General features: G+C 57.7%; 5 protein-coding genes and 1 tRNA gene. 4 read left to right on the forward strand and 2 right to left on the reverse strand.

Translation table 11 applies throughout. The features are described 5' to 3' along the window. Nucleotides 1-75: 75 nt before the first annotated feature. A complete protein-coding gene (locus AB5405_RS09385) occupies nt 76-1,530 on the forward strand; it encodes a sugar nucleotide-binding protein (protein WP_368138294.1) in 1,455 nt (484 codons plus the stop codon). A 102-nt stretch (nt 1,531-1,632) separates the two neighbouring features. Here AB5405_RS09385 and AB5405_RS09390 read toward each other — a convergent pair whose 3' ends face one another. Next, complete coding sequence (locus AB5405_RS09390; protein ID WP_368138296.1) at nt 1,633-2,604, reverse strand: glycosyltransferase family 2 protein; 972 nt, start codon at nt 2,602-2,604, stop codon at nt 1,633-1,635. Between the two features lie 160 nt (nt 2,605-2,764). Here AB5405_RS09390 and AB5405_RS09395 point away from each other — a divergent pair, with 160 nt between their 5' ends. The 3 genes from AB5405_RS09395 to AB5405_RS09405 all read left to right on the forward strand — a co-directional run bounded on the left by AB5405_RS09395 (nt 2,765) and on the right by AB5405_RS09405 (nt 4,520). Further along, entirely contained in the window at nt 2,765-3,610 is an 846-nt protein-coding gene (locus AB5405_RS09395; RefSeq protein ID WP_232219792.1) for an ABC transporter permease, read from the forward strand. Nucleotides 3,611-3,621: 11 nt separating this feature from the next. After that, nucleotides 3,622-4,389 carry an ABC transporter ATP-binding protein gene (locus AB5405_RS09400; protein WP_006236046.1) on the forward strand — a complete coding sequence of 256 codons (768 nt, stop codon included), beginning with the start codon at nt 3,622-3,624 and terminating at the stop codon, nt 4,387-4,389. Nucleotides 4,390-4,443: 54 nt separating this feature from the next. Further along, nucleotides 4,444-4,520: transfer RNA gene (locus AB5405_RS09405), tRNA-Arg, on the forward strand. A gap of 319 nt (nt 4,521-4,839) precedes the next feature. On the opposite strand, the gene AB5405_RS09410 is transcribed toward AB5405_RS09405, so the two are convergent. Beyond that, nucleotides 4,840-5,841 carry a DEAD/DEAH box helicase family protein gene (locus tag AB5405_RS09410; RefSeq protein WP_368138297.1) on the reverse strand — a complete coding sequence of 334 codons (1,002 nt, stop codon included), beginning with the start codon at nt 5,839-5,841 and terminating at the stop codon, nt 4,840-4,842. Between the last annotated feature and the right edge of the window lie 73 nt (nt 5,842-5,914).

Consider the following 5,914-nt stretch of genomic DNA (forward strand, 5'->3'; position numbering starts at 1 on the left):
GGGCATGGGGATGACCCTGCGGCCCCGCGCGGGCGCCCCCGGTTATACAACCTCTTCGATAGGAGCTTTTCCCACATGGCAGACATCGCATTCGAGAAGGACCTCTCCGTCGCCGAGACCGGCATCGTGGGCCTCAAGGTCGTCGACCTCGCCGTCCACGGCGACTCGCGCGGCTGGTTCAAGGAGAACTGGCAGCGCGCCAAGATGACCGCCCTGGGCATCCCCGACCTCAGGGTCGTCCAGAACAACATCTCCTACAACGACAGCCGCGGCGTCACCCGCGGCATCCACGCCGAGCCCTGGGACAAGTTCATCTCCGTGGCGCGCGGCAGCGTCTTCGGCGCCTGGGTGGACCTGCGCGAGGGCAGTGACACCTACGGCAAGGTCTACACGACCGTCCTGGACCCCTCCAAGGCCATCTACGTGCCCCGCGGCGTGGGCAACTCCTTCCAGGCCCTGGAGGACGGCACCGCCTACACCTACCTGGTGGACGCCCACTGGTCGCTCGAGCTGAAGAGGACCTACACCTTCGTGAACCTCGCCGACCCCGAGCTCGCCATCGAGTGGCCGATCCCGCTCGACCAGGCCACCGTCTCCGAGGCGGACAAAAACCACCCGATGCTGAGGGACGTCGTCCCCATGGCGCCGAAGCGCACCCTCGTCACCGGCTGCAACGGCCAGCTGGGCCGCGCGGTGCGCGCGCTCGCCGAGGAGCGCGGCGTGGCGAAGGACTTCGACTTCTGCGACATCGACACCTTCGACATGTCCGACCCGGCGGCCTACGCGCAGTACGACTGGTCGCTCTACGGCGCCGTGATCAACTGCGGCGCCTACACGGCCGTGGATAAAGCAGAGACCCCCGAGGGACGAACCATCGCCTGGAAGGCCAACGCGACCGGCCCGGCCCTGCTCGCCCGCACCTGCGCCGAGCACGGGATTACGCTCGTCCACGTGTCCTCCGACTACGTCTTCGACGGCACCGCCGAGGTGCACGACGAGGAGGAGCCCCTCAGCCCGCTGTCCGTCTACGGCCAGACCAAGGCCGCCGGCGACATCGCCGTGGCAGGCTGCCCCCGCCACTACATCATGCGCTCCAGCTGGGTCATCGGCGAGGGGCACAACTTCGTCAAGACCATGAAGGGCCTGTCCGACCGCGCCACCGACCCCGAGGACAAGCTGAAGCAGGTCACCGTGGTGGACGACCAGCTGGGCCGCCTGACCTTCACGCGCGACATGGCGCAGGCCATCTTCCACGTGCTTGATGTGAAGGCTCCCTACGGGACCTATAACTGCACCGGCTCCGGCGCGGTCAAGTCCTGGGCGGACATCGCGCGCGCCGTCTTCGAGGCCGCCAACGGCAACGGCGAGAAGGTCGTGCCGGTCAGCACCGCCGACTACTACGCGAGCGCCGCGGGCCCCATCGCCCCGCGCCCGGTCCACTCCGCGCTCGACCTGTCCAGGCTCGAGTCGGTCGGCTTCCACATGCCCGACTGGGAGGAAGAGCTGGGGGAGTACCTCAAGACGCTCTAGCCGCTATTAACTTTTCGAGAGCAAAAGCCGCCGCTTGTTAACGGCGGCTTTTCTTGTTGGTGGCTATCTACGCAGTGGTGCCAATAGTATTTTGCGGAAGATCTACCTCTCGCTTGGCGTGGTGGCGGACCTGCCAGGCTGGTCGTCGTAGGCGTATTTGCTGTACACGTTGACCTCCCACTGCTTTTTTTCGACCTTTGCCACGGAATCGAGGATGAATCCGGTTGCAAGGCTCAGGCCGCACAGGAACATAAACGACGCGGCGAGCATGGCGGTGGGGAAGCGCGGGACGAGGCCGGTCTGGAAATATTCGACAACGATGGGCATGCCCAGGGCGAGGCCGAATACCGCGAACAGAAGCGCAACGAGGCTGAAGAACTTCAGCGGGCGGTAGTCCTTGAACAGCGTGCCGATCATCGCAACGACTTTAATGCCGTCGCTCACGGTGTTGAGTTTGGACTCGGAACCCTCGGGACGGTCACGGTACTCGATGGGCACATCTTTGATGCGCCAGCGGTGGTCGACGGCGTGGATCGAGAGCTCGGTTTCGATCTGAAAGCCCTCGGAAAGCACTGGGAAGGTTTTAACGAACGGGCGGCTCATGGCGCGGTAGCCGGTCATGACGTCATCGAAGCTGTAGCCATAGATCCACTTGATCATGGCGCGGACCAGGTTGTTGCCAAAGCCGTGGAAGGCGCGCTTGTTTTCCTCGGCGTAGGTGCCGTTTGAAAGGCGATCGCCTACGGTCATGTCGGCCGTACCGTTAAGGATGGGCTCGCAGAGGGCCTTGGCCGCCTCGGCAGGGTAGGTGTCGTCGCCGTCGACCATCAGGTAGCAATCGGCGTCGATGTCGCGAAACATCTGGCGGCATACGTTGCCCTTTCCCTGACGGGGCTCAAAGCGGACCGTGGCGCCGTGCTCGGTGGCGATGCGTGAGGTATCGTCTGACGAGTTGTTGTCATAGACATAGACCGTCGCTTGCGGAAGCTCGCGGTGAAAGTCGTCGATGACTTTGCCGATCGTGAGCGCTTCGTTGTAGCAAGGGATGATGACGGCGATGGATTCAGAATTCACTTAATGCTCCTTATACATTCAATCCTTGAAAGTATAGCCGTTTGGGCTTGGCATCCTAAGATGTGGGTTAGTTCTCCAGTTTTGTTGCGCGAATCGTTTGCATGGCCGTCGGGTCTATACTGTTCGTTTGTCAACGATTACGAGTAAAGGAGTTGCATCCGTGTCGGATCAGACAAAGCAACAAGAAACTCGCAGTCTGCCTGCGACGTTTGCTAAGAACGAATTTGAGAAGGACGCGTTTATCCTTCGTCAGCTGGTTACCAAGGATTTTAAGATCAAGTATCGCCGTAGCGTTCTGGGCGTCGCATGGTCGGTGCTCAACCCGCTGCTGATGATGATCGTCATGGCCATCGTGTTCTCGACGATTTTCGCCCAGGGCCGCAATGGCTCAATTACGCCCGAGATGTACCCGCTGTACTTGATCGTGGGTAACGTCACCTTTGCCGTCATGTCCGAGTCCACGAACCAGGCCCTGACGTCGATCGTGGGTGCTGCCCCGCTGCTCAAGAAGGTTAAGGTGCACCGCTGGGTCTTCCCAGTACAGAAGGTGCTCTTCTCGCTGGTTAACTTTGCCTTCTCGCTGGTCGCCGTTGCCATCGTTATGCTGTGGTTCCACGTTATGCCTTCTTGGCACCTGATTCTGTTGCCGGTCTGCCTACTGCTGCTTATGTGCTTCTGCATGGGCCTGGGCATGATGCTCTCCGCCCTCACGGTCTTCTTCCGCGATGTCATGCATCTGTGGAGCGTCGTCATTACGGCGTGGACTTACATCACGCCTATTTTCTGGACGACCGACTTCGTTGCGCAAATGCCGCATCTCGTGCGCATTCTGGTCTATGCGAACCCCATGTATAACTACCTGCAGTTTATGCGCGATATCTTCCTGTTCCAGACTACGCCCTCGCTTATGACGTTTGGTATGTGCGTCGCTTGGGCGGTTCTTGCGCTTGTTATTGGCTACACCGTGTTCCATAAATCCGAGCGCAAGTTCATCCTCTACATCTAAGGAGTGCTGTGATGACTGAATCTGTTGTTGATTACAGCGAGCAGCCTCTGGCTGTCGAGGTCGACGACGTCACCATGATCTTTAACATGGCGTCCGAGTCGCTGACCAACCTCAAGGAGTACTTCATCAAGCTTGCCAAGCACGAGCTGTTCTTTGAGGAGTTTAGAGCGCTTAAGCACATCTCGTTCGATATTCATCGCGGCGAAGTTGTCGGTCTGGTTGGCACCAATGGTTCCGGTAAGTCTACGATGCTCAAGATTATCGCCGGTGTGCTTGAGCCTAGCGAGGGCAGCGTTAAGGTGCACGGTAACATTGCGCCGCTGATTGAGCTTGGTGCCGGTTTTGACCCCGAGTTGACCGCCCGCGAGAACATCTATCTGAACGGCGCCCTGCTCGGCTATACCAAGGAGTTCATCGACGCCAACTTTGACGGCATTATTGAGTTCGCTGAGCTTCAGAACTTTGTCGATATGCCGCTTAAGAACTTCTCCTCGGGCATGGTGGCGCGTATCGCCTTTGCAATCGCGACGATTACCGAGCCCGATATTCTTATCGTTGACGAGACGCTGTCCGTCGGTGATGTGTTCTTCCAGCAGAAGTGTGAGGCTCGCATTCAGCACTTTATCCAGAGCGGTGACGTGACGGTTCTGTTCGTTTCGCACTCCATGGAGCAGGTTGAGCGCATCTGCCAGCGTGCCGTTTGGATTGAGAAGGGTGACCTTCGCATGGACGGCCCGGTCGATGAGGTCTGCAAGGCGTATCGCGAGCAGTTCAACTAGGTTATAATTACTTGCGCCCGACAGGCTTGCGCTTGCTTGGGCGTGTGGTTATTTGCTCCATTAGCTCAGTTGGATAGAGCAGGGGACTTCTAATCCCAAGGTCGACGGTTCGAATCCGCCATGGAGCACCATCGTTTATTAAGCCCGGACCGCTTGGTGGTCTGGGCTTTTTCACATGCCGGTGTTCTTTATTCTTGCCGGGTATACGTTTAGGCCGAAGCGGTGGTGCGAGCGTTCTGCGGACAGGCAAGCCTTGCCGTCTTTGCCTTTCATGCGGTTGACTGGTTTATCCCTTGGCAGACGATGCCGTTGCTTTTAACGCTGCCAGTACCATGGCTCTTTGCGTCGATTGTGCGCTGCGGGTGCGACATAGGGTTGGCGTACGTGATCAAGAAGGCGTAACAAAAACGGGGAGGACCAACTTGGCCCTCCCCACTATATCTAGTCTGTCTAGTCTGCCTTCAGGCACTCGGGCAAGACGTTTGCAACTGCATCCATCGCCTGTGGCTTTAGGTACTGCTCGTTGAGCAGCGCCTTTCTGTAGGCATAGCGAGTGTCTGCCGAGTACTTGATCAGCACATCCGTAAAGAATCGTTCCCAGCTTAAATAATCGCGACTTTCGATATAGCTTGAGGGATCCTTGAGGATCTTGGGAATGTCACTGCTGGGTATGAGCCCGGAGCGCAGGAGTGTCCACTCGAATGATTCCGGGAGGAACAAGCGAACGTTCTTGTAAACGCGCTGTCCGAGCACCTTTTCGATGTAGGGACCAAACGCTGCGCCGTCTCCAATGGCAAGAACGTTTTGCTCGGGGCATTCGTGAATTGTCCGCTTTAGATTTGCTACGCCGGTGGCGGTATAGCAGGGGATCCCGAGCCGGTTGCAAAGAGCGTCGTAGAATTGATAGCCAGATTTGCTATCTTCGACAACTACGGCGTCGGGTACTTCGAATCCAACATTTAGATCCTGATACAGCATGCTTGCCGTGTGGTCATATAGCGGCTTGGTTACCGAGTAGAAGCGCCTGTCGCTCTTGCGGCCATTGATTGTTTTACTCGTCGTGTTGACTAGCTTTAGGATTTCATCAACGCTGTAGGGGAGCTCGTTGGCATCACGACGAGATATCAGAACAAAATAGTTGGACGAGCCGTTTACGGCTTTGGCGAAGTCCTTTGAGTAGATAAACTCGTTGCCCTCATCTAGAAAGACGATTGAATCTTCGATGATCGACAGCTCGCGCTCCCAGCGTCTGCTGGAAAGCGTTTCGCAAGGTACGTCGCAGCTGAGTGCAACGCCGCTTTCCGGTCCTCGGTCGTTGTAGTCGCGAATCATCGAGATGAGCGTCGTTTTGCCCGTGCCGCTGTTGCCGCGTATAAAGGAAATATTGCGCTTAAACGTGAGTGTGTATTTGACCTTTGCACGCTCTACGACAACGGTATGCGTTCCCTTCATTACTCATCAACATCCAAAAAGTCATTCGTGGCGCCGACAAACTCCTGCATGTTTCTGACGATGCGGCCATCGT

This window comes from Collinsella aerofaciens (assembly GCF_040920445.1).
Classification (GTDB): domain Bacteria; phylum Actinomycetota; class Coriobacteriia; order Coriobacteriales; family Coriobacteriaceae; genus Collinsella; species Collinsella aerofaciens_BH.

Coding starts and splice junctions, on each gene's coding strand:
- AB5405_RS09385 (WP_368138294.1), top strand. CDS start 76: ATGGCAGACATCGCATTCGAGAAGGACCTCTCCGTCGCCGAGACCGGC.
- AB5405_RS09400 (WP_006236046.1), top strand. CDS start 3,622: ATGACTGAATCTGTTGTTGATTACAGCGAGCAGCCTCTGGCTGTCGAG.
- AB5405_RS09410 (WP_368138297.1), bottom strand. CDS start 5,841: ATGAAGGGAACGCATACCGTTGTCGTAGAGCGTGCAAAGGTCAAATAC.